Source organism: Amycolatopsis sp. FBCC-B4732 (assembly GCF_023008405.1).
GTDB lineage: Bacteria > Actinomycetota > Actinomycetes > Mycobacteriales > Pseudonocardiaceae > Amycolatopsis > Amycolatopsis pretoriensis_A.
The window spans coordinates 8,946,303-8,968,242 of the sequence record NZ_CP095376.1 but is presented as its reverse complement, the minus strand read 5'-3'; the positions used below and the strand labels follow the sequence as shown (position 1 = coordinate 8,968,242).

26 protein-coding genes and 1 pseudogene are annotated in these 21,940 nt (G+C 71.8%); 8 read left to right on the top strand and 19 right to left on the bottom strand.

From position 1 onward, the window contains the following. Positions 1-3 precede the first annotated feature (3 nt). The 4 genes from boxC to MUY14_RS40635 form a co-directional block, all read right to left on the bottom strand. Positions 4-1,623, bottom strand: coding sequence for a 2,3-epoxybenzoyl-CoA dihydrolase (gene boxC / locus MUY14_RS40650; protein WP_247017704.1), 1,620 nt, complete (start codon positions 1,621-1,623; stop codon positions 4-6). Between the two features lie 32 nt (positions 1,624-1,655). Then, entirely contained in the window at positions 1,656-2,093 is a 438-nt protein-coding gene (locus MUY14_RS40645) for a hypothetical protein (RefSeq protein WP_247017701.1), read from the bottom strand. 104 nt (positions 2,094-2,197) lie between these two features. Next, on the bottom strand, positions 2,198-3,100 hold the full coding sequence (locus MUY14_RS40640; protein ID WP_247017700.1) for a GNAT family N-acetyltransferase: 903 nt from the start codon (positions 3,098-3,100) through the stop codon (positions 2,198-2,200). Between the two features lie 153 nt (positions 3,101-3,253). Next, on the bottom strand, positions 3,254-5,680 hold the full coding sequence (locus tag MUY14_RS40635; protein WP_247017698.1) for a glycoside hydrolase family 3 C-terminal domain-containing protein: 2,427 nt from the start codon (positions 5,678-5,680) through the stop codon (positions 3,254-3,256). A 72-nt stretch (positions 5,681-5,752) separates the two neighbouring features. On the opposite strand from MUY14_RS40635, the gene MUY14_RS40630 reads away from it, so the two are divergent. Continuing rightward, complete coding sequence (locus MUY14_RS40630) at positions 5,753-6,334, top strand: TetR/AcrR family transcriptional regulator (RefSeq protein WP_247017696.1); 582 nt, start codon at positions 5,753-5,755, stop codon at positions 6,332-6,334. 65 nt (positions 6,335-6,399) lie between these two features. Here MUY14_RS40630 and MUY14_RS40625 read toward each other — a convergent pair whose 3' ends face one another. Next, positions 6,400-6,846: a MarR family winged helix-turn-helix transcriptional regulator gene (locus MUY14_RS40625; protein ID WP_247017694.1), complete on the bottom strand. Its 447-nt coding sequence runs from the start codon at positions 6,844-6,846 to the stop codon at positions 6,400-6,402. A 49-nt stretch (positions 6,847-6,895) separates the two neighbouring features. Between MUY14_RS40625 and MUY14_RS40620 the strand changes: the two genes are divergently transcribed. The 4 genes from MUY14_RS40620 (at position 6,896) to MUY14_RS40605 (ending at position 11,373) form a co-directional block, all read left to right on the top strand. Beyond that, the gene (locus MUY14_RS40620) at positions 6,896-7,363 is read left to right on the top strand and encodes a DUF1579 family protein (protein ID WP_247017692.1); all 468 of its coding nucleotides are present in this window, start codon (positions 6,896-6,898) and stop codon (positions 7,361-7,363) included. 369 nt (positions 7,364-7,732) lie between these two features. Beyond that, positions 7,733-9,610 carry an ABC transporter ATP-binding protein gene (locus tag MUY14_RS40615; RefSeq protein WP_315863303.1) on the top strand — a complete coding sequence of 626 codons (1,878 nt, stop codon included), beginning with the start codon at positions 7,733-7,735 and terminating at the stop codon, positions 9,608-9,610. Beyond that, positions 9,607-10,476, top strand: coding sequence for an alpha/beta fold hydrolase (locus MUY14_RS40610; RefSeq protein ID WP_247017688.1), 870 nt, complete (start codon positions 9,607-9,609; stop codon positions 10,474-10,476). The genes MUY14_RS40615 and MUY14_RS40610 overlap by 4 nt, the downstream gene beginning before the upstream one ends. Positions 10,477-10,587: 111 nt before the next feature. Beyond that, the gene (locus tag MUY14_RS40605) at positions 10,588-11,373 is read left to right on the top strand and encodes a hypothetical protein (protein ID WP_247017686.1); all 786 of its coding nucleotides are present in this window, start codon (positions 10,588-10,590) and stop codon (positions 11,371-11,373) included. A 2-nt stretch (positions 11,374-11,375) separates the two neighbouring features. Here the strand turns inward: MUY14_RS40605 and MUY14_RS40600 are convergent, their stop codons facing one another. Next, positions 11,376-12,131, bottom strand: coding sequence for a 2-keto-4-pentenoate hydratase (locus MUY14_RS40600; protein WP_247017684.1), 756 nt, complete (start codon positions 12,129-12,131; stop codon positions 11,376-11,378). Beyond that, positions 12,128-12,919, bottom strand: a complete 792-nt coding sequence (locus MUY14_RS40595; protein WP_247017682.1) for a 2-keto-4-pentenoate hydratase — start codon at positions 12,917-12,919, stop codon at positions 12,128-12,130. Before MUY14_RS40595 ends, MUY14_RS40600 begins: the two co-directional genes overlap by 4 nt. A 140-nt stretch (positions 12,920-13,059) precedes the next feature. Here MUY14_RS40595 and MUY14_RS40590 point away from each other — a divergent pair, with 140 nt between their 5' ends. Genes MUY14_RS40590 through MUY14_RS40580 form a run of 3 tightly spaced genes read left to right on the top strand, consistent with a single transcriptional unit; the run spans position 13,060 to position 14,617 of the window. Continuing rightward, positions 13,060-13,563, top strand: a complete 504-nt coding sequence (locus tag MUY14_RS40590; protein ID WP_247017680.1) for a VOC family protein — start codon at positions 13,060-13,062, stop codon at positions 13,561-13,563. A gap of 56 nt (positions 13,564-13,619) precedes the next feature. Next, positions 13,620-14,192: a hypothetical protein gene (locus MUY14_RS40585; RefSeq protein ID WP_247017678.1), complete on the top strand. Its 573-nt coding sequence runs from the start codon at positions 13,620-13,622 to the stop codon at positions 14,190-14,192. Positions 14,193-14,215: 23 nt separating this feature from the next. Beyond that, complete coding sequence (locus MUY14_RS40580; RefSeq protein WP_247017676.1) at positions 14,216-14,617, top strand: CoA-binding protein; 402 nt, start codon at positions 14,216-14,218, stop codon at positions 14,615-14,617. On the opposite strand, the gene MUY14_RS40575 is transcribed toward MUY14_RS40580, so the two are convergent. The 12 genes and pseudogenes from MUY14_RS40575 to MUY14_RS40520 form a co-directional block, all read right to left on the bottom strand. Next, on the bottom strand, positions 14,614-15,129 hold the full coding sequence (locus tag MUY14_RS40575; protein ID WP_247017674.1) for an NHL repeat-containing protein: 516 nt from the start codon (positions 15,127-15,129) through the stop codon (positions 14,614-14,616). The two genes, MUY14_RS40580 and MUY14_RS40575, sit on opposite strands and share 4 nt — an antisense overlap. Before the next feature lie 74 nt (positions 15,130-15,203). After that, positions 15,204-15,764, bottom strand: a complete 561-nt coding sequence (locus MUY14_RS40570; RefSeq protein WP_247017672.1) for a GvpL/GvpF family gas vesicle protein — start codon at positions 15,762-15,764, stop codon at positions 15,204-15,206. Beyond that, positions 15,761-16,072, bottom strand: a complete 312-nt coding sequence (gvpJ, locus tag MUY14_RS40565) for a gas vesicle protein GvpJ (protein WP_247017670.1) — start codon at positions 16,070-16,072, stop codon at positions 15,761-15,763. The genes MUY14_RS40570 and gvpJ (MUY14_RS40565) overlap by 4 nt, the downstream gene beginning before the upstream one ends. Next, positions 16,073-16,258, bottom strand: a pseudogene (gene gvpK / locus MUY14_RS40560) (gas vesicle protein GvpK); the annotation flags it as partial. Positions 16,259-16,273: 15 nt separating this feature from the next. Then, positions 16,274-16,459, bottom strand: coding sequence for a gas vesicle protein GvpJ (gvpJ, locus tag MUY14_RS40555; protein ID WP_247017666.1), 186 nt, complete (start codon positions 16,457-16,459; stop codon positions 16,274-16,276). Next, positions 16,452-17,180 (bottom strand): GvpL/GvpF family gas vesicle protein, encoded by a 729-nt coding sequence (locus MUY14_RS40550; RefSeq protein WP_247017664.1) that lies wholly within the window; start codon positions 17,178-17,180, stop codon positions 16,452-16,454. The genes gvpJ (MUY14_RS40555) and MUY14_RS40550 overlap by 8 nt, the downstream gene beginning before the upstream one ends. Next, positions 17,177-17,395, bottom strand: coding sequence for a gas vesicle protein (locus MUY14_RS40545; RefSeq protein ID WP_247017662.1), 219 nt, complete (start codon positions 17,393-17,395; stop codon positions 17,177-17,179). Before MUY14_RS40545 ends, MUY14_RS40550 begins: the two co-directional genes overlap by 4 nt. Positions 17,396-17,403: 8 nt before the next feature. Beyond that, a complete protein-coding gene (gene gvpO, locus MUY14_RS40540; RefSeq protein WP_247017660.1) occupies positions 17,404-17,541 on the bottom strand; it encodes a gas vesicle protein GvpO in 138 nt (45 codons plus the stop codon). 301 nt (positions 17,542-17,842) lie between these two features. Continuing rightward, on the bottom strand, positions 17,843-18,523 hold the full coding sequence (locus tag MUY14_RS40535) for a response regulator transcription factor (RefSeq protein ID WP_247017658.1): 681 nt from the start codon (positions 18,521-18,523) through the stop codon (positions 17,843-17,845). Then, complete coding sequence (locus MUY14_RS40530) at positions 18,523-19,911, bottom strand: cell wall metabolism sensor histidine kinase WalK (protein WP_247017656.1); 1,389 nt, start codon at positions 19,909-19,911, stop codon at positions 18,523-18,525. The genes MUY14_RS40535 and MUY14_RS40530 overlap by 1 nt, the downstream gene beginning before the upstream one ends. 100 nt (positions 19,912-20,011) lie before the next feature. Beyond that, positions 20,012-20,716, bottom strand: a complete 705-nt coding sequence (locus MUY14_RS40525; protein ID WP_247017654.1) for a type 1 glutamine amidotransferase — start codon at positions 20,714-20,716, stop codon at positions 20,012-20,014. Further along, the gene (locus MUY14_RS40520) at positions 20,709-21,938 is read right to left on the bottom strand and encodes a MurT ligase domain-containing protein (RefSeq protein WP_247017652.1); all 1,230 of its coding nucleotides are present in this window, start codon (positions 21,936-21,938) and stop codon (positions 20,709-20,711) included. Before MUY14_RS40520 ends, MUY14_RS40525 begins: the two co-directional genes overlap by 8 nt. Between the last annotated feature and the right edge of the window lie 2 nt (positions 21,939-21,940).

Genomic DNA, 21,940 nt, shown 5'->3' with positions numbered 1-21,940 from the left:
GCGCTAGACCCGCTTCCTGTCGAAGACGGCCTTCTGCCCCGTACCGTATCGGCGCAGCGCGCCTTCGGGCCCGGATGCGTTCGGCCGGGTGAAAATCCAGTTCTGCCAAGCCGCCAGCCGGCCGAAGATCTTGGTCTCGATGGTCTCGGGACCGACGAACCGGTGGTTGGCCTCCATCCCGGTGAGGGCGTCCGGGGACAGCGACGCCCGGCCTTCGAGCGCGATCCGGATCTCGTCCTCCCAGTCGAGGTCGTCCGGGGCGTCGGTGACCAGGCCGAGCTCGACGGCTTCGGCCGCGCTCAGCACGTGGTCCCTCTCGCGCGCGAGCCAGGCGAGGTGGTCTTCGTCGCCGTAGAAGCGCGTCTGCAGGCGGGTCAGGCCGTTGCCCATCGGGAACGGGCCGAAGTTGGCTTCGCTGAGCCTGATCGTGGCGCGTTCGTCGGAGTCTTCGTCGTCGATCGGCGGACCGTCGAGGAGGTACTGGCGGTCGGCGGCGAGCGCGAGTTCCAGCAGGGAGCCGGCGAAGCAGCTGCCGGGCTCGATCAGCGCGATCAGCGTGCGGCTGGTGACGTCGAGGCGCTTGAGCGTGCGCTTGAAGTAGTGCGTGATCTCGTTGCCCAGCCAGTCCTTCGCGCCGAGGACGGCCCGTTCGTGCGCGAGCACCTTCTCCGGGTCGCCGACGGTCTTGAGGATCCACGTACCGGCTTCGACCTCGTTGGTGCGCAGCCGCAGGATGGCGTCGTCCAGCTCGCGGGTCATGGCGAGGAACCAGCCGTTCGCGCCCTCTTCGTGCAGGTCACCGGGGTCGTTTTCGGGGCCCTTGACGGTGATCGTGACCTGGTCCTTCGCCACTTCTATGTCGACATAGCGATGTTCCAGCGGGGTCAGCTCGATGCCGCCTTCGCCGGTCCGGTCGGATTCGCGCGCGATTTCCCGGGCCCGCTGCTCCACGGCTTCGCGGAACCCTTGGCGCGGCACGAGTTCGTCGACCAGCCGCCAGTCGACCGCGGTCTTGCCCTTGACGCCGTCCGGGCGCGTGGCGAAGACGTCGGCGAGGTCCTTGCGCACCCGTCGCTTGTCGACCACGCGGGTCAGCCCGCCGGTGCCGGGCAGCACGCCGAGCAGCGGCACCTCCGGCAGCGCGACGGTCGAGGAGTTGTCGTCGATCAGGAGGATCTTTTCGCAGGCCAGCGCGATTTCGTAGCCACCGCCGGCGCAGGTGCCGTTGACCGCGGCCACGTACGTCTGGCCGGAGTGCGCGGTGGCGTCCTCCATGCCGTTGCGGGTCTCGTTGGTGAACTTGCAGAAGTTCACCTTCCAGTGGTGCTCGGACGCGGCGAGCATCCGGATGTTCGCGCCGGCGCAGAAGACCTTGTCCTTCGCGCTCGTCACCACCACCACGCGAACCTCGGGGTGCTCGAACCGCAGCCGCTGGGTGGCGTCGTACAGCTCGATGTCCACGCCGAGGTCGTACGAGTTGAGCTTGAGCTCGTACCCCGGGACGAGCCCGCCCTGTTCGTCGACGTCCAGCTCCAGCCAGGCCACCTCCCCGTCGAGGCGGAGGCGCCAGTGGCGGTACTCGTCCGGACGGCGGTCGAAGGTCACCGGTGTGGTGGTGGTCACTCGTCCGAGTGTCTACATAGTTACGACGAACGTCAATATTGTGTAGAAACTTGATCTCGCGAGGTCACCCGGTTGAGCGCCGACCACGCCCACGTCAGGAAGACCCACAACGCGAGCCCCGCTGCGGCATCCGTGAAGATCGTCGCGAAGTAGAACGCGGGGATCTGCGGTACGCCCGTCAGGAAGTGGCCCAGCGTGATCATCCCGGCCAGCGAATAGACCAGCAGGAACGCCAGCGCCCGCGGGTACCGCCCCTCTCGGTACGCGCGGTAGCCGAGCCAGCCGAACACCGTGAACAACACCCAAGCGAAGGCGACGACGATCCCCGCGACCATCGCCGGAACACCCGGCAGTTGCGGGTAGTCCGCGACGCGGATGGCGTTGTGCGCGTAGTGGATTGTCGTGCTGACCAGCGAAAAGCCGAGGATCACGCGAAGCGGCGTCAGCCCCTTCTCCCGCAGAACGTCCATCCGGGCCCCCTGTAGCCGATTTGATAGATCGCTCTAGCGAGCGTACCGCCGCCACTTTCATAGGGAAAGTGCCGAGACGGCACTTTCCCTATGAAAGCTCCGTCTCAGGCCAGGTCGATGCGGTGCTGCGTCACCGGGTAGCCGGCCTTCGCGAAGGCCTTGGCCATCGGGACGTTGCCGACGTCGGTGCCCGCGACGATCCGGTCGGCACCGTGCCCGACGAGCTCGTGCGTGGCCTCGACCAGCAGGTCGTACGCGTAGCCGTTTCCACGGTGTTCGGGCACGACGGCGATGTAGCCGATCACCGGGTCGTAGACGTTGCGGGTCGGCAGGCTGAGCCCGACGAGCTCACCTTCGGGCGTGTACGCCACCCGCCACCAGTCCCGCGGGGCCGGCATCCACTTCATGATGTCGAGATCTTCCTGGGCCGCGGCGTCGAGCCCGTGCTCCTCGACCGTCTTCCGGACGTGCGCGTCGAGGCTGCCGACGTGCACGCGCTTGAAGACCTCGAGGATGACGTCGTCGTCCGGCTCGGGCCGGAACTCGAGCCGGCCGGTCTTTTCGGGGAGACCGTTTTCCGGCGTCCAGCAGAACCGGTAGCGCTCGACGAGCTTGCGGTAGCCCGCCTGTTCGGCCGCCTCGACGCGCACGGTCACCTCGTGGGCGACGTCCGGGTCGTCCTGCCACGAAGGCGGCGTGGTCAGCGCGTACTCCGCGCGCAGCGGCGCCGTCTTGAGCAGGTGGACGCCCGCGTCGAAGTCGGTGAAGTCGAACCAGTCCAGCGCGATCGGTTCCTCGTCGCCGGGCTTGGCCCACCAGGCGGCTCGCGCCACGACGACGTCGTCGCGCAGCGCGACCCAGGTCCACTCGGGCCGGTATTCGCCCTGCTTCGCCATCTCGACGAAGTCGTTGCCGAGCAGCGTGCGGCCGACGAGGCCGCGGTCGGGCAGGGAGGTGAAGAGCATTTCTTCGCCCGCTTCGAGCGGGCGCACGACCAGTTCGGTCATGAGGGTCCTTCCAGGAGGTTGCGCTCCCGGTCTACCGACCCGGCACCCTCGTTCCGGGGTGGGAGCGCATGATCGTCTGCGTGATCACCGGACCCACCTCCTTTCGCTGCTCAAGGGTGCTGTGCGCAGCATAGGGGTTCCTCTCGGAGGTGATCAACGGATTTTCTGGAGGACGATCCGCGTGCTCAGCCGCGGTTCGGCGTAGGAGTGCGACGCCTCCAAGACGTACTCGCCCGCGATGTGCTGCCAGCCGTCCCGCCAGACCTCGGCGGACCTCGGCGGGATGACGACGTCGGTCTCGACGGATTCGCCGGGCCCCGCCTCGACGCTCGCGAACCCCGCGAGCCAGCGGTGCGGCCGGTCGCCGCGCTCGGTCGGGGCCAGGTAGAGCTGGACGACCTCGCGGCCCCGCCGCTTCCCCGTGTTGCGCACGCGGACCCGGACGCGGGCCCCGCCTTCTTCGTCCGGGTAGCCGTCGAGCTCCTCGTACGCCCAGGTCGTGTAGCCCTGGCCGTGGCCGAACCAGTAGGCGGGCTGTTCGTCGCCGCGGGCCCAGGCGCTGTAGCCGATGTGGACGCCTTCGCCGTATTCGAGGACGCCTTCCCGCGGGGTCACGTCGGTGACCGGCGCGTCTTCGAGCTTCGCCGGCCACGTCGTCGGCAGGCGGCCGCCGGGTTCCTCGATGCCGAAGAGGACGTCGGCGAGCGCGTCGCCGCCGGCCTGGCCGGGGAACCAGGTGAGCAGCACCGCGGCGACGTCGGCGCGCCACGGCAGCTCGACCGGGGCGCCGGCGTTGACGACGACCACGGTGTTCGGGTTGACCGCGGCGACCCGGGCGACCAGCTCGTCCTGGCGGCCCGGCAGGGACAGCGAAGCCCGGTCGAAGCCCTCGCTCTCGACCTCGGCGGTGGTGCCGACCACGACGACCGCGACGTCCGACTTCCCCGCCAGCGCAACGGCTTCCTCGAGCGCGGCGTCCGGGTCGGGCACCGGGCCGCGGTGGCCGAGCGCGAAGGTCACCCAGGCGAAGCTGCCCCGGGCGAACTCCGCCATCTCGGACGGGATCCAGTACGTCAGGCTGACGTCGACGAGTTCGCCCGCGGTCAGGTCGATCTCGCGGCGCTGCTCGTTGACCTGCATGATCGAGGTGAAGACGTCCCCGCCGGGCGGCAGGTTCACGCCGTCGAAGAGGGTCTGGCCGGCGACGGCGAGGCGGAGGTCGCCGGGCCCGGTGACGGCGAAGGTGTGCGTGCCGCTGCGCTCCGGCAGGTAGGTGCCGGAGATCTCGACCGACGCGAGCGTGTTCAGGTCGAGCCCGTCCGGCAGTTCGCCGATCCACGCGATTTTGGCTTCCCTGAGCGGGAATTCAGCCAATCGGGTGCCATCCGCGGCTTGGGCGAGGGCGCGGAGCCGGAAATTGTCGGTGGCCGGCGGTAGCGTCGTTCGCGGATCGGCACCGGTGGCGAACGCCAAGTCGGTGCCCGGGGGAACGGCCTTGCGGAGGCCGTCCAGAGGGGAGACGACGTGATCGGGGAACACGGTGGCACTGCCGCCGCCGAGGATCTTCGGGTCCTCGGCCAGCGCGCCGATGAGGGCGATGCTCCGCGGCTGCTTGAGCGGCAGCACACCGGTTTCGTTGCTGAGCAACACGAAAGACCGGTGCGCGACCTCGCGCGCGATCGCGTCACCGTCCATTTCGGACCGCCGGGCGGCCGGGCTGCCTTCGAGCGCGCCGGTCCGGTGGGCGAGCAGGAGCACGCGGCGGACCATGTCGTCGACGACGCTCTCGTCGACTTCGCCGCCGCGCACGGCTTCCGCGAGCCGCGCGCCGAAAACCGTCCGGGGGCCGGGCATCGCGACGTCGAGGCCGCCGTTGGCGGAGGCGACGGTGTCGCGCGCGGCCAGCCAGTCGGAAACGACGAAGCCGTCGAAACCCCATTCGCCACGCAGCACGCCGTCGAGCAGTTCGGCGTGCTGGGTCATCGTGGTGCCGTTGACGCTGTTGTAGGCGGCCATGATCCCCCACGGCTTCGCGCGCTTCACGATGAGTTCGAAGGGTGCGAGGTAGAGCTCGCGCAGCGCGCGTTCGGCGACGTGGACGTCGGCGGTGAAGCGCTCGGTCTCGAAGTCGTTGGCGACGAAGTGCTTGACCGTCACGCCGACTCCGCCGTCCTGCACGCCGGTGACGTAGCCGGCGCCGATCATCCCGGTGAGGAGGGGATCTTCCGAGTAGCACTCGAAGTGGCGGCCGCCCAGCGGTGAGCGCTGGAGGTTGACCGTCGGGGCGAGCAGCACGTGCACGCCCTTGCGGCGGGCTTCCTGCGCGAGCAGGCGGCCGGCGCGCACGGCGAGCCGCGGGTCCCAGCTCGCGGCGAGCGCGGTCGGGCTGGGGAGCGTCACGGAGGGGTCGTCCTGGCTCCAGCGGACCCCGCGGACGCCGACCGGGCCGTCGGAGAGGACGAGGGAGTCCAGGCCGATGTCCGGCAGGGCGGGCAGGCTCCAGACGTCCTGCCCGGAGAGCAGGCTCGCCTTGGCGTCCAGGTCGAGCCCGGCCAGCAGCGCGTCGACGTCGAAGCTCATGAGCACACTCTACCTGGCGGTGAGTAGTGAAAGTTATGGTTCCGTGACAGCTCGTCCCGTAGGCTCGGGATCATGACCCGGGCCAGGGGAGCCGACCGCCGCGCGAGCATCGTCCGAGCGGCCTTCGAGGTGATCGCCGAACGCGGCTACCGCGGCACCTCGCTGGCCGCGGTCGCCGAGCGCGTCGGCCTGACCCAACAGGGGCTGATGCACTACTTCCCGACGAAGGAAGACCTGCTCACGGCCGTGCTGGAGACCCGCGACGAGTGGGACCTGCTCCACTTCGGCCACGCCCCGCCGGGCGACGAGTCGGCGATGACGGTCAACCAGCTGGCCGACCTGGTCGACTACAACGCCACGCGCCCGGGCATCGTCCAGACGTACACGGTGCTGTCGGCGGACAGCGTCACCGAGGACCACCCGGCGCGCGAGTACTTCCACGACCGCTACACGCGCGTCCGGGCAGGCATGACGCAGATGCTGGAACGCCACCGCGACGAGCTCCCGCCGGGCACGACGCCGGAACAGCTGGCCCCGATCGCCATCGCGGTCCTCGACGGCCTGCAGTTGCAGTGGCTGCTGGACCCGGCGGAGGTCGACATGTCCACCGGCTTCCGCACGTTCCTGACGATGCTGGGCATCAAGCCGGACTGACCTGCTCCCCCTCGGCGGCCGTCCGGTCCAACTCACCCCCCAGCCGCGGCCCGCCATCCCTCCGGTCACGGCAACCGCGGCTGGGCCGCCAGCTCCCGCAGGCGCCGCAACGTGCGCAGCGTCGTCTCCAGGTCTTCCTGCGACACCTCCGCCGCCAGTCCCTCCGCCCACTCGACCTGCGCGCGGCCCAGCTCCCGCATCGCGTCCTTCGCCCGGCGCGTCAACGTCAACAGCGGCGCCCGCGCGTCCGCCGGGTTCGGCAGCCGGTCGAGCATTCCGTTGCGCAGCAGGCGGTTCACCGTCTCCTGCACGCTCTGCCGGCGCAGCCCCCGCCGCCGGGCGACGTCCGCGGCCGTCGCCGGGCCGTCCTCCAGGAAGCCGAGCACCTGCCACTGCGCCGCCGTCAGGCCGACCGGCCCGGTGAGCGCGTCGCCCGCCACGAGGAAGCCGCCGTTGCACGCGAAAACCGCGTCGATCACGCGGGTGAACGTCTCAGCTCTGGGAGACCGCATGCGTGCTAGTCTCGCACAACGACAGGCACCTGTCGAAATGGAGACGACCATGGACATGCCCACCCTCGGCCCCGCCCACGACGCGCTGAAAGCCTTCGTCGGCGACTGGACCGGCACCGAAGAGCTCGCCGCGGCACCGTGGGCACCCGCCTCGACCGCGCACGCCGAGTGCGGATACCGCTTGGCCCTCAACGGGTTCGCGCTGATCCAGCACTACCGCCAGCGCCGCGACGACGGATCCGAATTCCTCGGGCACAACGTCTTCACCGCCGACCCGGGCACCGGTGAGACGCTTTGGTACGGCTTCGACAGCTACGGCTTCCCACCCGACTCGCCCGCCCGCGGCAGCTGGTCCGGCACCACGCTGACCCTGGAGAAGAAGACCGCCCGCGGGGTGGCCCGCCACCGGCTCACCCCGGCCGGGGACACCTTGACGCACGAAATCGACGTCAAGATGGGCGAAGACCGCGATTTCAGCCCATTCCTGCGTGCGCACTACAGCCGCGTCGAAGAGTAGGCGGAAACGGGTGACGCCCCTCCCCCCTGGCACGAGGACGTCACCCGTTTCCGGTCTGTGCCAGCGCATCCACGGACCTGTCGACCCTGGACGGTCCCGCGGCGCGCTATTTCACAACAACGATTAGTTATTCGGTGTTGCGCACTTTCGAGCTGTGCAGCGAGTGTGTCCCCCAATGGCGCCAAAGGCCCAGGGAAAACGATTACTTTCACCCGAACGGCCCAGCCCCGCTCACCGACCGCACCCGGGCTCGCACGCAGCGGACTCCCGGAATTGTCGGACCCCCGGAGTACAGATGAACACGTGCCCGGAAACACCGAACCGCAGCCGACGGACTCGCCCCCGCTGATCGGGGTCGAGAACGTCAAGATGCCCGAGTGGGCCCGCGTCGACGAGCGCGTGGCCAACGCGGGTTTCGGCCAAGCCGTGCGCGCGCTGCCGGCCGCGATCTCCGTCGTGCTGCGGCTGGCGTGGCGGACTTCGCCGAGGCTGACGCTGCTGGCCGCGTTCGTGCACGTCGTTTCGGGCTGCGTCACGGCGTTCGGGCTGCTCGCCACCGCGAACGTCTTCACCGCGCTGCTCGAACAGGGCCCGACACCGGACCGGGTGCTGCAGTCGCTGCCCGCGCTCGCGGTCGTCACGGGGTCGTACGCGGCGCGCGCGGCGCTGGACGCGGCGGTCGCCGCCGTCGAGGGTGCGCTGCGGCCGCGCGTCACCGCGGCGGCGGACGACGCGGTGACGGCGTCGGTGGTGCGCGTCGGGCTGATCGCGTTCGAGGACGCGGACTTCCGCGAGCTGGCGCGCCAAGGCGCGCGGTTCGGCGTCCGGGCCATCGAGACGAGCCTGCGCCGGCTGGCCGACCTGACGTCGTCGGTGATCTCGCTCGCGGCGGCGATGCTCACGGCCGGGCTGCTGAACCCGTGGCTCGCGCCGGTGCTCCTGCTCGCCGCGGCGGCCGACGGCTGGGCCGCCGCGCGCGTGGCGAAGCTGAACTACCGGCACTTCCTCGACACGGTCGGGCGCAACATCCGCAAGTCGGTCGTCGAGGAGGTCGCCACCTGGCGGACGATGGCCCTCGAACGGCACGCGCTGACGCTGCAGGAGCCGCTGCTCGGCGAGTACCGGCGCATCTCGCGCAGCCTCGCGCGCGAAGAGATCCGGCTGGCGCACCGCAGCAACCTGGTGCGCACCACCGGCCGGGCGGCGGCCGGGCTGGGCACGGCGGCGGCGTACCTGGTCCTCGGCTGGCTGCTCTACACCGGCGGGATGGAGCTGGCGCTGGCCGGCACGGCGGTGCTGGCGATGCGCACGGCGTCGACGGCGCTGTCCAACACCATGCGCGCGGTCAATTCGCTGTACGAGGACTCGTTCTACATCGGGTTCTACAACCAGCTGCTCGTCGAATCGGTGAAACGGCGGCCACCGGAGACGTCGCTGACCGCACCGGCCGACCCGGGCGAGATCCGGCTGGCGGGCGTCACGTTCACCTACCCGGGCCGCGAAACCCCGGCCCTGCGGGACATCTCGCTGACCATCCGGCGCGGCGAGGTGGTCGCGCTGGTCGGCGAGAACGGCTCGGGCAAGACCACGCTGGGCAAGCTCCTCACCGGGCTGTACCCGCCGGACGAGGGCACCGTCCACTGGGACGACGTCGACCTGGCCGGGGCCGACCCGGCGTCGGTGCACGCGAACATCGCGGTGATCGCCCAGGAACCGGCGGAATGGCCGATGACGGCGGCGAACAACATCACGGTCGGCCGCCTCGGCCGCGCGGACCCCGATCGCCGCGCGTGGCGCGAAGCGGTCGACTACTCGGGCGCGGACGAGGTGATCGCCTCCCTGCCCGCGGGCGAGAACACGATGCTGTCCAAGAAGTTCGACGAAGGCCACGACCTGTCCGGCGGCCAGTGGCAGCGCATGGGCATCGCCCGCGGCATCTACCGCGACGCCTCGGTCCTGGTGGCCGACGAACCGACGGCGGCGCTCGACGCCCGCGCCGAAGCCCGGGTGTTCGCCGGGCTCCAGCACGCGAGCACGTCGCACCGGGGCCGCCGCACCACGGTCCTGGTCACCCACCGCCTGGCCAACATCCGCTCGGCGGACCGCATCCTGGTCCTGGAGAAGGGCAGACTGATCGAGGAGGGCACGCACGCCGACCTGATCCGCGCGGGCGGCGTCTACCACGAGCTGTACGAGATCCAGGCCCGCGCGTACCGCAACGGCACCGAAACGGCGGAGGCCCGATGACCGAGCAGCTGGCCCGCGTCAACGGCATCGAGCTCTGCCACGAATCCTTCGGCGACCCGGCAGGCCGGCCCCTCCTGCTCATCATGGGCTTGGCCGCCCCGATGATCTGGTGGGACGAGGAGTTCTGCGAAACCCTGGCCGCCCGGGGCTTCCACGTGATCCGCTTCGACAACCGCGACGCCGGACGCTCGACCCGCCTCCACGGCCGGGCCGACCTCGCGCAGGCGTACCTGCTCCGCCGGTCCCCGTACACGCTGGCCGACATGGCCGACGACGCCGCGGGCCTGCTCACGGAGCTGGGCATCCCGGCCGCCCACGTCGTCGGCGCCTCGATGGGCGGGATGATCGCCCAGACCCTGGCCATCCGCCACCCTTCGCGGGTGCTGTCGCTGACGTCGATCATGTCCAGCACCGGCGGCCGGTTCGTCGGCCGGCCGAGCGCCCGCGCCCTGCCGATGCTGCTCACCACACCCCCGAAGGACCGCGAAAGCTACGTCGAGACGCTGATGCGCACGTTCCGTCTGATCGGCTCACCGGCCTACCCGTTCGACGAAGCCCGAATGCGCACCCGAGCCGAGCGCACGTACGACCGCGGCCTCCCCCCAGGCGGCGCCCTCCGCCAGCTGGCGGCGATCATGGCCGACCGCGACCGCGCCCCCGGGCTGCGCCGAGCGAAGCTCCCGGCCCTGGTGGTGCACGGCGCCCGCGACCCGTTGGTCCACGTCTCGGGCGGCCGAGCCACGGCCCGCGCCATCCCCGGCGCCGCCCTCGACATCGTCCCGGGAATGGGCCACGACCTCCCGCGAGCCGTCTGGCCCCGCGTCATCCGCGGCATCGAGCGAATCGCGCTCACCCGGCCGGCGTGACCGCCCCCAGGCCCAGTCACGGTTTCATTCCGGCCCGGTGCCCGCCGTAACCACCACGCGTGAGGTCCCGACTCTGGCGCTCGGAACACGGTCCTCGTCGAAGGGAACATCATGCGTGCTCGCCTGGTGGTGGTCGCCGCGCTTTCGGCCGTGCTGAGCTTGTCGGCATGTGGGGAGACGCCACGGACCTCCCCCGAGAACCCGCCCACCACCAGCAGCGTCGTCGCCGCACCGCCCACCGCACCGCCGGCCAAGACCGAGTACGGCGCCGCGGCGACGTACAAGTTCAAGGCGCGCGACGGCAAAGGGGACGGCTTCACCGAGGACGTCGAACTCACCTTGGGCGCGCCGATCCCGGCCGGTCAGGCACCCGGGCCGCTCCCGACCGGCTGCGAGGTCCACCCCCAGCTGGACCTCTACATCCCGTTGACGATCAAGGTCGCCAACTCCACGCCGAACTTCGCCTACAAGGTCAGCTACCGCTTCCAGCCGGTCCAGCTCGACGACGATCGGGTCGCGGGCTACCTCGACGCCGGCGACGGGAAGTGTGTCGAAAACTTCGGGCTCGTGACCTACGAAGGTCCCACCTTGGGCGTCAGCTCGAAGGCGGAACTGCGGACCGGAGAGCAGGTGTCGACCTCCGGCTTCCTCGCCTACCGCGACTTCTTCGGCCCCACCGGCACCCAAGCGGCCAAGCTGGCCAACGTCTTCCTGGACCTTGGAATCCGCTACGACGGACGGCACGGAGTCATCGTCGACCCGGAGGCCGCTCCCGGGCTGATCGGGTACACCGGCCTCGACGGGCTCGGCGTGTCGGATCACTACGTCATCCCGGCGGACGGCATCACCTCACCGTGCACCAAGGGTCTCTTCAAACGCGAAGCCCACTGCCCGTGACCTCAAGCCGACAGCGTGACCGAACCCAGGTGCGAGAAGTGCGCCGCCACGCGAGATCCCCGCCGAAGCGGGACCGCGTCCGTCATCCCGCCGGTCAGCACCAGCCACCCCGGCTCCAACGCCAATCCCCGGGCCGCCAGCGAGTTCGCGGCCAGCGCGAGGGCCTCCGCCGGGTGGCCCTGGACCGCCGCGCCCGTGGCCGTGTCGACGATCTGGCCGTCGACCTCCAGCAGGGTCGCCTCCAACGACAGATCCAGCGAAGCAGGCGGAACCCCCACCGGACCCACGCTGAAGTACGCCGAAGAACCGTTGTCCGCCACCGCGTCCGGGAGCGTGAAGCGGTAGTCCGCGTACCGGCTGTCGATCACCTCGACACCGCCGTACACGCGATCGACCGCGGCCAGCGCCGTCGCCGCCGTCACGCCGGGACCGGCCAGCCGGCGACCCAGCACGAAGACCAGCTCCGGCTCGGCACGCGGGTGGATCAGCGAAGGCACCGGCACGCCCGCGGGCAACACCATCGCATCGGTGAGCCAAGCCAGCAGCGGCGAATCGATGCCCATCCGCTCCTGCTTCGCCCGCGACGTCAGGCCCAGCTTCACGCCGATCAGCGTTTCGCCGCGGGCGCGGCGCTGGCGCAGGGCCTCGTCCTGGATCGCGTACGCCGTGTCGACGTCGAGGCCCGGCCACTCCTCCGAGAGCGGCGAGCGCTCCGCGACCGTCCCCAGCAGCGCCGCGGCCGCTTCGCGCACGTTCATGATTCCTCCGAGAAGACCGCGGTGACGCTGCCGAGGCCGGCGATGGTCGCGACGATCGTGTCGCCCGGAAACACCGGGATCGCCCGGGTCATCGAGCCCGGCAGCACGACGTGCCCCGGCTCCAGCGTGACGCCCAGCGGGCCGACCGTGTTCGCCAGCCACACCAGCGAGTTCAACGGCGACCCGAGCACCGCGCCACCCGCGCCGGTCGCCGCCACCGAACCGTTCTGGTACAGGACGCAGCCGGCCAGCCGCAGGTCCGCGGCACCCAGCGCCGTCGGGCTGCTGCCCAGCACCACGCCGCCGGAGGAGGCGTTGTCGGCGATCGTGTCGAAGAGCGAGATCTTCCAGTCGCGGATGCGGGAGTCGACGATCTCCAGCGACGGCAGCACGAAGTCCACCGCGCGCACCGCGTCCGCCACCGTCACGCCGGGGCCGCGCAGCGCCGAGCCGAGCACGAACGCGATCTCCGGCTCGATGCGCGGCTGCAGGAACGCCGACGTCGGGATCGGCTGGTGCTCCAGGTGGAACATGCTCCCGGTGAGGTGCCCGTAGTCGGGCTGGTCGACGCCCATCTGCCGCTGCATCGCCGCCGAGGCGAGGCCGACCTTGTGCCCGCGGACCGCGTCGCCGCCCGACGTCCAGTGCCGCACCTGCTCCTGCTGGATCCGGTACGCGTCCTCGACGGTCGCCTCCGGGAACAGCTTGATCAGCGGCTCGACCGGTTCGCGCGTCGCGTAGGCCCGCGCCAGTACGGCGGCGGCCTCCTGCACCTTGCTGACGTCCACGCCCCGGACTCTGCCCGCCGCGCACCTCCCGCACAAGCCGCGGTGTTCCACCCAGCGGAACTCTCGCCAGACAACCTCTTGCGCGCGAGATAAATCGGGCGTAGCTTCGGGGACAACCACCAGGAAGGGACGTGAGGGACATGGCACCGACCCAGGCCGAGGTCACCAAGCTCGCCGAGGTCCGCGACGAGCTGCGCGAGCGCCACCTGCGCCCGGCCGCCGACCGCCCGGCGACGAACGGGCGCGGCATCCACCACACCGCGCTGATCTCCAGCGACGTCGAGCGGACCATCGAGTTCTACCAGGACGTCCTCGGCTTCCCGCTCACCGAGCTGATCGAGAACCGCGACTACCCCGGCTCGAGCCACTTCTTCTTCGACGTCGGCAACGGCAACGCGGTCGCCTTCTTCGACCTGCCCGGCCTGGACCTCGGCCCGTACGCGGAAGTCCTCGGTGGACTGCACCACCTGGCCCTGTCCGTCACGCCCGATCGGTGGAGCGCGATCAAGGACAAGCTCGACGAGGCCGGCGTGCAGTACCTGCTGGAGAGCGAAACCTCGATCTACCTGTCCGATCCGGACGGTGCGCGCGTCGAGCTGATCTCCGACCCGCTCGGCGAGATGTACGGCGAGAAGATCGGCTGAAAGCGTGTTCCCGGCGTCGCGCGCCGTTTAGCCTGTGCGCGACGGCTGGAGGTCCGATGTCCGACTGGTCCCTGTCCCGCGCGAAGGCGCGGCTCGACCGCCGTGAGCAGCTCGACGAGCTCACCGCGCGCACCCGGTTCGAGGTGCGGCTGCACCTGAACGAGCCGGCCACGAACGGCAGCTACGACGAGCTGACCAGCATCTTCGCCATCGGGCACGGCGAGTGCGCCGCGCTGCTGGCGCACCACCGCCTGCTGCCGTGGTGGGAGCGCTCGCTGGTGTACCGGTACGCGCGGCGGCTGCACGGCAAGGCGATCACGCGCAGCGTCGGCGCCGTACCCGCGGAGGTGGCGCCGCAGGCGGCCCGCGCCTTCGGGGCCGAGATCGCCGAACTCGCGCCGGACTCCGGGGACACCGGCGCGAAGTACGACCTGCAGGGCCGCGGCCTGCTGACGGTGTTCCGGATCGCCGTCGGCGCCAAGGGCGAGTCCTGGCCGGACCGCCACGAGGTGGCGACGACGTCCGCCCGCAACATCCTGACGTGCGCCGCGACCTTCGCCCACCGGAAGCCGTGGCACGTGCTCTGGCCGGTCTACCGCGTGCGCGGCCTGCGGCTCTGGAAGCTTTGACGCCCGTCGCGCGTTCTCCCGGTATGAAAGCAGAGGAAATCCTCGCCGGCGCGAAGACCATCGCCGTCGTCGGCCTGAGCCGCGACCCGGCCAAGGCCGCCCACGGTGTCCCGGCGGTCCTGCAGGCCCACGGCTTCCGGATCATCCCGGTGCACCCGAGCGCGACCGAGCTGCTCGGGGAAAAGGTCTACCGGTCGCTGAAGGACATCCCGGAGCCGGTCGACCTGGTCGACGTCTTCCGCCCGTCGCCCGAAGCACCGGGCATCGCGCGGGAGGCCGTCGAGATCGGCGCGAAGGCGCTGTGGCTGCAGCAGGGCATCGTCTCGGCCGAAGCGCGCCGCATCGCCGAGGACGGCGGGCTCGCCTACGTCGAGAACCGCTGCACCGCCGTGGTCCGCGCGACGGCCGCGATCTCGAAGAGCTAGGCCGGCGCTCCGAAGTGGACGATCCGGTGGTTGCCGGTGTCGACGACCCAGACGCCGCCCGCGCCGTCGCCGGCGCTGTCACGCGGTGAGCTGACCCAGTCCGCGGCGTCGGGCAGCGCCGCGCCGGTCCGGGTGTCGAACCGCGCGACGCGCCCGCCGTCGTCGACCAGCAGCCGACCGGCCGGGTCCACCGCGACCGCGCGGGGCCGGGCGAAGTCGCCGAACCCGCGCACGAAACCGCCCCACCACGTGTACTGCACGACCCGGCGGTTGCCGGTGTCGGCGACGTAGACGTTGCCCGCGGCGTCGACCGCGATCCCCTCCGGCGCCTTGAGCCGCCCGGCGATGACGCGCACGAGAGCACCGGTGCGGGTGAAGGCCTGCACGCGGTCGTTGCCGGTGTCGGCCACCCACAGCCGGCCGCGCGCGTCGACCGCGATGCCCGACGGCGCGCTGAACCGGCCCGGCCCGGAGCCGGGCCCGCCGATGGCGGCGAGCTCACTGGTGGTCACGGCGTCAGGATCGCCGATGGCGGGCGGTCACGACCAGTACCGAAAAGAGTGTTCAACAGCTGTTCCGCCCTCGATCACCAGCTCCAGCGGGAGCACGTCCGCCGATCGAGGAAGCTGTACGCCGGCAGCGGCCCGAGCCAGTCGGCCTGGACACCGCCGCCCGGCCCGAGCCCGGCGACGGTGTCCCGCACGACCAGCAGGTCGCCCAGCCCGACGAGGAACGCCCACCGCTCGTCGGCGGACTCCCCCGCCGGCAGCGCCACCGAGTCGCGCGCCCGCTCGGCGACCTCCGACAGCAGCCCGTCCGAACGCGCCGAACGCCACGGCGACCCGGGTTCGGTGAACCGCAGGCAGACGTGCACCTCGGCCAGGCCGTCGAGCCGGTCGAGGTCGGCGCGGTATTCGTCGGCGGCCGGGGCGAGCACCTCGGCGCGGACGGCCTCTTCGTCCTCGGCCACGGTGCCGAACCGGACCGGCAGCACCGGGCCGCCCTCGACGAGCGCGGACACCACCGCGAGGTGCGCCGCCGGGTCGGGTTCGGGTTCGCCGACGACCATGGCGAGATCGTCCCAGCGGACCGTGCGCGGCGCCCGCGGGTGCCCGGCGCGCACGACGCCGTAGAGCTGCAGCGTCACGGCTGGTCGGCGGGGACGGCCGGGTCGACGGGCACCGCGACGGCCGGCGTCGGCGGCGGGATCAGCCCGGTCGTCTGGCCGAGTCCTCGCGAGACCTGCCCCGGCACAGGTGTGCTCTGCAGGCGCCGCATCGCTTCGAGGTAGCGGATGCAGGTGTCGACGCCGGCGATCGCGATCCGGGCCTCGATGGCCAGCAGCTCGATCCCGATCACCGACACCCGCACCGACGCGTCGATCACGAGTCCCTTGTCCAGCAGGATGTCCAGCGTGTCGGCGAGGCCGCCGCCGGTCTGTCCCGGTCTGGTCACTTAGGTCCTTTCGTCGAAGAGGGCCCGGATCTCCGCGAACCGGAGCTCCAGGTCGATCAGGGCCTGCCCGAGGTCTTCGACCTGGGCGGGGGTGAGGCTGTCGAGGCGCCGGAGCGCTTGGCGTTCGAGCACTTCGCGGAGGATGTCGAGCACGGTGACGACGAGGCGCCCCAGCCCGCGCCCGGCGTCGGCGGGGTTCGTTCATCCCGGCGCCTCCTCGAGCCCGAGCAGCAGCCGCAGGTCGAGGCGGATCAGGTCGATACCGGCGAGTGAGATGATCACGTCCCCGGTGACGACCGCGCCGCGGTGGACGACCCGGTCGAGCAGGTCGGCGACGGCTTCGGCGGGCGATTCCGCGCTCAGGCGCACGACTTCCGCGTCAGCCACCCGCGGCCCCCAGCTCGACGTCGGTGAACGAGTACGGCGGCCACGGCCCGGACGTCTCGACCGTCGCGCCCACCGCGCGCAGCTCGCGGGCGAACCACTCGAACTCCGCGTGGAACGCCGCTTCCCGGCCGGTTTCCACGAGGTAGGCCGTGTTGGCCAGCACCCCGTGCGGCCGCGCGCGCCCGATGCTGTCGGAGGCGTGGCGGCGCAGCGCCTTCCCGAGCCGGCCGGTGGCCGCCAGCACCTCCTCGCGGCCCCGCTGGATCGCCTTGAGCCGTTCGCGGCGCCGGACCAGGTACCGCGTCCCGGTCAGGCCCGTGGCGTCCGGGCGGCTGGACGCGGCGGGCTCGGCGTGCCGGACACGGACACCCCACTCGCGGTGCCCGTCGACCTCGTCGAGGCAGGTGCGTGCCTGCTCGTAGCCGGCTTCGAGGAGCCGGACGGCCGCCGCCTCGCCGTCCAGGACGGTGCCGAACCGCAGGGGCAGCACGGGTTCGTGACGGAACACCGCGCGCACCACGGCGTCGTGCTCGCGGGCCGGTTCGGCGAGCGCGCCGTCGACCGGGTCGAGCGTGTCGATGCGGTCGAAGCGCGCCAGGGCCGCCTCGGCGACGACGACCCCGAGGTCGCGGTAGCCGATCAACCGCGGCGATCCCCCGATGTCCAGCGCGGGGCGGTTGCGCGTGATCGCGTACGCGCACAGCCAGTTCGAGGTGCTCACCGCGGTTCTTCCCTTTCGGGCAGCAACGGCTCGGTGCCGGTTTTCCCGAGTTCGGCGCGGGCGGCGTTGGGCGCGAAGAAGAGCCGGATCCGCAGGGTCGGCAATTCGACGTCGACGACACTGACCCCGATGTCGCCGGCTATCACCACCCCCTTGTCGAGTACGCGTTCCAGAACGTCCGCCAGCGAATCGGACGAAGCGGCCAATCGTGTCACCTCTCCTTTCACAAATCGGTGGCGCCACGGGTTAAGCGCCGCAGCCACTCGCACGCGCCGAGCTCACCCGTCCCGTCGATGTCCACCCGGTAGGTGGCCATCACACTGGTGGAATCCGGGATCCGGGCCAGTTCGACGACGTCCACGAGCACGGACCAGCCGCCGTCGGCGCATCAGCGGCGCGCAACCGGGAAACGGATTTCCCGGCGCACTCCGAAATATTGTTGTTTGACGCAAGGAACGGCTCTGGCGATTCACTCATCGCTTTCCTGGGTCGCGGTCGGGTGCCCACCGTAGCAACGGGCACAACTCCCAGGAGAAGCGTTGCGGGACGGTATTTTTCACCGGTTCGCGCGAACGAATGGGCGGGATGCGGCAACTCGCAAGGACAAATGGCGCAGCGCCGGGACACCCAGCGGAACCAATGCGCGGAATCGGCCCGCGAGGTTACGATCGAGTAACGTCCACGAGCCGGTACCCGACGCCCCGGACCGTCTCGATGGTGCGGGTGCCGAACGGCGTGTCGATCTTGCGCCGCAGGTAGCCGATGTAGACCTCGACGACGTTCTCGTCGCCGTCGTAGTGGGCGTCCCAGACGTGGTTGAGGATCTCGTTCTTCGTCAGCGCGGTTCCCGGGCGCCGCAACAGGAACTCCAGCAGCCCGAACTCCCGCGCGGTCAGCTCGATCCGCTGCTGTCCCCTGTGGACGGTGCGCGCGGACGGGTCGAGCCGCAGGTCGCCCGCCTCCAGCACGGCCGGGCGGGCCGGCGCGCCACGGCGCAGCAACGCCCGCAGCCGCGCGATGAGCACGACGAAGGAAAACGGCTTCGACAGGTAGTCGTCGGCGCCGAGGTCGAACGCGTCGGCTTCGTCGTACTCGCCGTCCTTGGCCGTGAGCATCAGCACCGGCGTCCAGTTTTCCGCCGCCCGCAAGCGTTTGAGCACCTCGTAGCCGGACAGCTCGGGCAGCATGATGTCCAGCACGACGACGTCGTACACGTGCTCGGTCGCCCGCCAGAGCCCTTCCCGGCCGGTGTGGGCGACGTCGGTGGTGAAGCCTTCGGCGACCAGCCCGCGCCGCAGCGTCTCCGCGAACTCGCGCTCGTCCTCCACGATCAGCAGGCGCACTACTCCTCCTTCGGCACGGCGATCACCGGCAGCTCGATGACGAACCGCGCACCCGGTTCGCCGGGGTCGGCGTAGCGCGCCCGGCCGCCGTGGCGGGCCGCGATGCCGGCCACGATCGGCAGGCCCAGCCCGGTGCCGCCGTGCCCGCGCTGCCGCGACGCGTCGAGGCGGACGAACCGCTCGAAGATCCGTTCCCGGTCGGCTTCCCCGACGCCGGGCCCGTCGTCGCTCACCTCGACGACGGCGAGGTCGCCGCGCACCGAGCTGCTGACGCGGATGCGCGACCGCGCGTGCCCGCGGGCGTTGTCGACCAGGTTCCGCACCGCGCGGCGCAGCTGGGCCTCGCTGCCGTGCACCTTCGCCGGCCCGGCGCGGACCTCGACGTCGAGCGCGCCTTCGCCGCGGACCCGCTCGGCTTCGGCGCGGACGATGTCGTCGAGGTCGACCTCGGTGCGCTGCGGCCGGTCGGTGGCGTCGTCGGTGCGGGCGAGCATGAGCAGGTCGTCGACGAGCTCGCGCAGCCGCGCGGTTTCGCGGGCGATCACCGGCACCAGGTCGCCGGTGCTCTCCGGGTGCCGCCCGGAGACGTCGAGCGCGGTGCTGATCGTCGACAGCGGCGACCGCAGCTCGTGACTGGCGTCGGCGACGAACCGGCGTTGCGCGGCCTGAGCGGACGCCAGCCGCCCGAGCATTTCGTTGAGCGTGACGGCCAGCCGGTGCACCTCGTCCCCGCCGGGCGGCAGCGGCACGCGCGCGGCGAGGTCGCGCGTCGAGATCTCCGCGACGGTCCGGCGCATCCGCTCGACCGGCCGCAGCGCCGAGCCGACCGCGCGGTAGACGGCGAGGCCGGAGATCGCGAGCAGCGGCACGGCGATCAGGCCGAGCAGCAACGTGAGGCGCGTGGACGCCTCGGTCACCGGCTCCAGCGACCGCGCGGAGATGACGGTGAACGGCCCGCCCGGCCCGTTCACCTCCTGCGAGACGACGCGGTAGTCGTCGCTGTCGCCGTTGAGCCCGAGCGGCAGCGTCTCGATGGTCTCGCGCCCGACGACCGGCCGGGCGGCGGTCAGCGGCGGGTGCCCGACGATGGCGGGGTCGCTCGCGATCGGCACGCCCCGCGCGTCGAGGACCTGGGTGACGGCTTCGGTGTCCCCGGTGCTGGCGACGTCGCTCGCGCTGAGGTCGCGCGCGCCTTCGCGGACGAGCTGGATGGCGACCTGGCGGCCGGTGCTGCGCGCACTCTCGGTGACGCTGCGGTCGAGCGACTCCTCCAGCAGCAGCACGACGACCACCCCGGCGGCCGCGATGGCCAGCGCGAGCGCGAGCACCGCCACCGCGGTGGTCCGCATCCGAACCCCGGTCGCGGCGATCACCCTGCCCAGCTTCACCAACGCAGCGTAACCGCGAAGGGCGGCCACCCGCGGTTCCCCCGCGGTCACGTCCACCGCGGGTCGCCGCCGGTCGTGAGCGGGACTGGGGGCACCGCGGTCATCGGCGTCGGCGGGTGGCTGTCAGGCGTTCCGTGCGCAGGCGGTCGACCTCCGGGAGCTCCAGCGGGGGCATCGGGTGCCCCGCCACCCAGCTCAGCAGCAGGTCCGCCAGCGCCGGGTTGCGGGCCAGGGCCGGGCCGTGCAGGTACGTCCCCACCACCCGGTCCGTCACCGCGCCCTCGGTCCCGTCGCCGTTGCCCGTGCCGCGCAGCACCGTGCCGAGCGGCTCGCTGTCCGCGCCGAGCTTGCTCACGCCCAGGTGGTTCTCGAAGCCCGTGAGCGGCTCGGGCAGCAGCCCCGACGACGACGCCACCAGCTCCGCCACCGCGCGCCGCTCGCCGGGTTCCGTGGTGACGTCGAGGAGGCCGAGGCCGTCGTGCTCGACGCCGTCGAGGCCGCGGAAGCGGGTGCCGAGCACCTGCAGGCCCGCGCAGACGCCGAAGACCACCGCGCCGCTCGAGCGCGTCCGCCAGTGCCTGCGCAGGTGCGCGGCGGCCAGCGCCTGGGCGCCGTCCTCGCCGCCGCCGAGCAGGTACAGGTCCAAAGTGGACGGTACCGGCTCGCCCAGCCCGACCGGGACGACCTCGGCGTCGAACCCGCGCCACCGCAGCCGGCGGCAGAGCACCTGCGCGTTGCCGGTGTCGCCGTAGGTGCCGAGCACCTCCGGCAGCAACAGTCCGATGTGGACGACCGACTCAGCCACCGGGCAGCCGCCCGACCAGGTCGCGGAACGCCGTGTAGTTGGCGACCAGCTCGACGGCGCCGGGCGGGAGGCCGTCGATCGCGGCCACCGGGTCCGGCTCGATCCAGTGCGCGACTTCGGCGTAGCAGAGCCTGACGGCGAGGTCGGCGCCGCGCTCGCCGGTGACCACCACCTGACGCCCGCGCAGCCGCTCGAAGTGCACGTCCCACAGCCAGGACAGGTCGCGCCCGTCCGCTTCCTGCGCGTTCACCGCGACGATCACCGGCGTGTCCTCGTCCAGCACGCGCAGCGTTTCGACCCAGCCGGCCGGGTTCTTCGCCAGCATCAGCCGCACGGAGTGCCGCGAACGGCGGATCGTGCGGTAGCGGCCGCCGATGTCGGTGATCGTCCGCAGCCGGGCGGCCGCGGTGTGCGGCGGCACGCCGAGCCGGTGCGCCGCGGCCAGCGCGAGCGCCGCGTTCGCCCGGTTCGCGTCCCCCGGCAGCCGCAGGTCGAGGTCGACCTCGCGGCCGCCGGGCGTGCGGACGAGGTCGCCGTCGAGGGTCCAGCCGGGTTCCGGACGAGCCAGCCCGCAGCCGCAGCTCCAGTCCTTGCCGCGGAACCCGACCAGGCCGTCGCAGCGCGGGCACGCCGTCGAGTCGCCGGTCCAGCGCCGCCCGGTGCTCACCCACACCGGCCGCGCGGCCGCCGTCGCGGCGGACGTCACGAGGACGTCGTCGCAGTTCGCGACGACCACCGTGCCCGGCAGCTCCGCCAGCGCCGCCCGCAGGTCGCGTTCGGTGGCGCGGACCTCGCCGACGCGGTCGAGCTGGTCGCGGCTGAGGTTCAGCAGCACGAGCACGGCGGGCTGGAGCTGCTCCGCCACCCACGGCACGTGGGCCTCGTCGACTTCGAGGACCGCGTACGGCGCGTCCGGGCGGGCGGCCAGCGCGGCGAGGACGCCGTCGGGCATGTTCGAGCCGTCCGTGTTGGCGGCGACCTCGGCCAGCGCTTCGAGCGCGCGGGTGAGCATGAGCGACGTCGTCGTCTTGCCGTTCGTGCCGGTGACCACCACGACGGTCCGCTCCCGGCCGAGCCGGCCCAGTGCCCGCGGGTCGAGGGCGAGCGTGACGCGGCCGCCGATCATGCCGCCGCGGCCGAGCCCCGAACTGCGGGACAGCCAAGCGGTCAGCCGGCCGGCGGCCACGGACGCACGGGTGCGGAAGGGGTTTCGGACGGTCATCG

What these genes read in the sequence shown, in the direction of transcription:
- MUY14_RS40620 (WP_247017692.1), top strand. Translation starts at nt 6,896, where the DNA reads ATGGACATGCCCACCCTCGGCCCCGCCCACGACGCGCTGAAAGCCTTC.
- MUY14_RS40520 (WP_247017652.1), bottom strand. Translation starts at nt 21,938, where the DNA reads ATGACCGTCCGAAACCCCTTCCGCACCCGTGCGTCCGTGGCCGCCGGC.
- MUY14_RS40645 (WP_247017701.1), bottom strand. Translation starts at nt 2,093, where the DNA reads ATGGACGTTCTGCGGGAGAAGGGGCTGACGCCGCTTCGCGTGATCCTC.
- MUY14_RS40635 (WP_247017698.1), bottom strand. Translation starts at nt 5,680, where the DNA reads ATGAGCTTCGACGTCGACGCGCTGCTGGCCGGGCTCGACCTGGACGCC.
- MUY14_RS40640 (WP_247017700.1), bottom strand. Translation starts at nt 3,100, where the DNA reads ATGACCGAACTGGTCGTGCGCCCGCTCGAAGCGGGCGAAGAAATGCTC.
- MUY14_RS40605 (WP_247017686.1), top strand. Translation starts at nt 10,588, where the DNA reads ATGCGTGCTCGCCTGGTGGTGGTCGCCGCGCTTTCGGCCGTGCTGAGC.
- MUY14_RS40600 (WP_247017684.1), bottom strand. Translation starts at nt 12,131, where the DNA reads ATGAACGTGCGCGAAGCGGCCGCGGCGCTGCTGGGGACGGTCGCGGAG.
- MUY14_RS40630 (WP_247017696.1), top strand. Translation starts at nt 5,753, where the DNA reads ATGACCCGGGCCAGGGGAGCCGACCGCCGCGCGAGCATCGTCCGAGCG.
- MUY14_RS40590 (WP_247017680.1), top strand. Translation starts at nt 13,060, where the DNA reads ATGGCACCGACCCAGGCCGAGGTCACCAAGCTCGCCGAGGTCCGCGAC.
- MUY14_RS40625 (WP_247017694.1), bottom strand. Translation starts at nt 6,846, where the DNA reads ATGCGGTCTCCCAGAGCTGAGACGTTCACCCGCGTGATCGACGCGGTT.
- MUY14_RS40585 (WP_247017678.1), top strand. Translation starts at nt 13,620, where the DNA reads ATGTCCGACTGGTCCCTGTCCCGCGCGAAGGCGCGGCTCGACCGCCGT.
- MUY14_RS40580 (WP_247017676.1), top strand. Translation starts at nt 14,216, where the DNA reads ATGAAAGCAGAGGAAATCCTCGCCGGCGCGAAGACCATCGCCGTCGTC.
- MUY14_RS40610 (WP_247017688.1), top strand. Translation starts at nt 9,607, where the DNA reads ATGACCGAGCAGCTGGCCCGCGTCAACGGCATCGAGCTCTGCCACGAA.
- MUY14_RS40615 (WP_315863303.1), top strand. Translation starts at nt 7,733, where the DNA reads ATGCCCGAGTGGGCCCGCGTCGACGAGCGCGTGGCCAACGCGGGTTTC.